General features: G+C 36.9%; 3 protein-coding genes. All 3 read right to left on the bottom strand.

All coding sequences use genetic code 11. The features are described 5' to 3' along the window. The coding region (lacC, locus tag AB0N03_RS52170) for a tagatose-6-phosphate kinase (protein ID WP_364388962.1) at window positions 1–715 on the bottom strand (715 nt) is incomplete at its 3' end. Window positions 716–725: 10 nt separating this feature from the next. Continuing rightward, a complete protein-coding gene (gene lacB, locus AB0N03_RS52165; protein ID WP_058221415.1) occupies window positions 726–1,241 on the bottom strand; it encodes a galactose-6-phosphate isomerase subunit LacB in 516 nt (171 codons plus the stop codon). 16 nt (window positions 1,242–1,257) lie between these two features. Beyond that, on the bottom strand, window positions 1,258–1,683 hold the full coding sequence (lacA, locus tag AB0N03_RS52160; protein ID WP_003131727.1) for a galactose-6-phosphate isomerase subunit LacA: 426 nt from the start codon (window positions 1,681–1,683) through the stop codon (window positions 1,258–1,260). Window positions 1,684–2,056: the final 373 nt, after the last annotated feature.

Here is a 2,056-nt window from a genome sequence, read left to right as displayed (position 1 = left end):
TGCCGCTGCCGCAGACCGACTCGGGACCGTTCCTGTCGTACGCGCTGCAGTGGATCGCGTTCCATTCGATACCACTAAAAAGTGACTCTTTAAGAACGTCTTTGAGTTCTTCAATATCTTTTGTTACTTCTTTTCCAAGCAACTGTGAAAGTTCCTCATTATTAGGTTTGATGGCAGTAGGTTTAGCCGACGATTTTAGAACTGTTTCAAGTGGTGCACCTGAACAATCCAAAACGACTGCTACTCCTTCATCCGAAGCAAGTTGGATAAGTTTTTCATAATAATCGTTGGGAAGTCCTGAAGGCAAACTTCCTGAAATTGTGACAACTTCTGATTGCTTAATAAGATTGCTATAGTGGTCAAGAAAGCCTTCTGCTTCTTCATGAGAAATTGTTGGTCCTTGTTCCAAAATTTCTGTTTGGTTACCCTCGTGTAAGATAGCAATACAGTTTCTAGTGTTTCCTGAGATTTTATAAAAAGCTGGACTAACAGGAGATTGTTCTAATTCGCTTTCAATAAATTCACCAATTTTACCACCTAAGAAACCTGTAGCAGTAACTTTATCACCAGATTCATACAAGACTCTAGTAACATTTAAGCCTTTTCCACCAGCTGTCTTACTAACATCTTTCACCCTATTCACTGTATCAATTTTCAATGTTTCTAGAGGATAAGAGATGTCTACTGAAGGATTTAGTGTGACTGTCAGAATCATTGGTTATACCTTAATCGTGGTACTCACCACGGTCCCATTTTTCAAGGAATTCTGTAAAGAAATCCCCATCTGCTTGATGTGCATTATGTGTTTCAACGTGTTTGATTTTTGCAATCAATTTTTTATTTTCTTCTGTTGGTTTGTACTCAGCTTCAATGAAAGCTTCAATGATGTCATTCATAAGAAGACCACCAGTAATCATTCCACCAAAACCGATAACATTCGCATTAAGTTCTTCCTTAGCATATAGAGCTGACGTCATATCACGAACCAACGCTGAGCGAACACCTGGAACTTTATTGACTGCATTGTTAATGCCGACACCTGTACCACAGATACATACTCCCAAGTCTGCTTGACCACTTACTACTGCTTCACCGACTTTTTTACCATAGATAGGGTAGTGAGTACGTACGTGGTCATATGTCCCGAAATCAAGGACCTCATGTCCTTTTGATTTCAAGAATTCTGATACTGCCATTTTTACATCTGTGACAATGTGGTCACATCCAATTGCGATTCTCATTTTTTAACTCCTTTTCTTAACACATCTTGTTAAGCATATCTACTCGGACTTGATGACGTCCGCCATCATATTTACCATTGACGAAAGCTTTAGCGATGTTTTTAGCAAGCTCATCACCGACGATTTCAGCGCCAACCGTAATCATTCGTGCATTGTTATGTCCACGTGTCATATAAGCTGAGCGTTCATCTGACACTTCTGCTGCAACCATACCTTTAATTTTAGTTGCTACCATGAATGGACCAGCTCCATAAGCATCAATTACAATACCTAAGTTTTGCTCATCTTTATTTACTTCAGAGGCAACTGCCAAGGTAACATCAACAAAATCTTGTCCGTCCTTAGTCACATCAATTACCTCAAAACCTTCTTCTACAAGAAAATTTTTCACAACATCTTTTAATCTCGTACCTTTGAGATCTGCACCAACAACAATAGCCATTTGGACTACCTCCTAAATTTTAAAAAGAAATGCTACGTAGAAGTAGAAAATATTTTGCAAAATGTTCAAGATAACGTTTTCATCATTTCTTTGTTTATATGATAACAAACATTCAAACAAAAAGCAACTATTTTTGTTAATTTTTTGTTTTTTTTTATTTGTTTTTTTAAAAAATAGATAACACCGTTAAATTTTTGTTCATTTAATCCATCACAAAATGGACGTGAAATATCTATTCAGGTATTACAAAAGTCTTTTGCTTTCTATAACTTACTGATTAAGAAGTCCTACTTTATTTTCGTCTCAAACAAAAAATAGTAGATGGTTACCAAGTAGAATTACCTGATTCTTGGCTAAATAATGGGAATCCTTG

Origin of the sequence: Amycolatopsis sp. NPDC051061, from assembly GCF_040682935.1 — a bacterium.
In the GTDB taxonomy this organism is placed as follows: domain Bacteria; phylum Actinomycetota; class Actinomycetes; order Mycobacteriales; family Pseudonocardiaceae; genus Amycolatopsis.
This window is presented reverse-complemented; position numbering and strand designations above follow the sequence as displayed.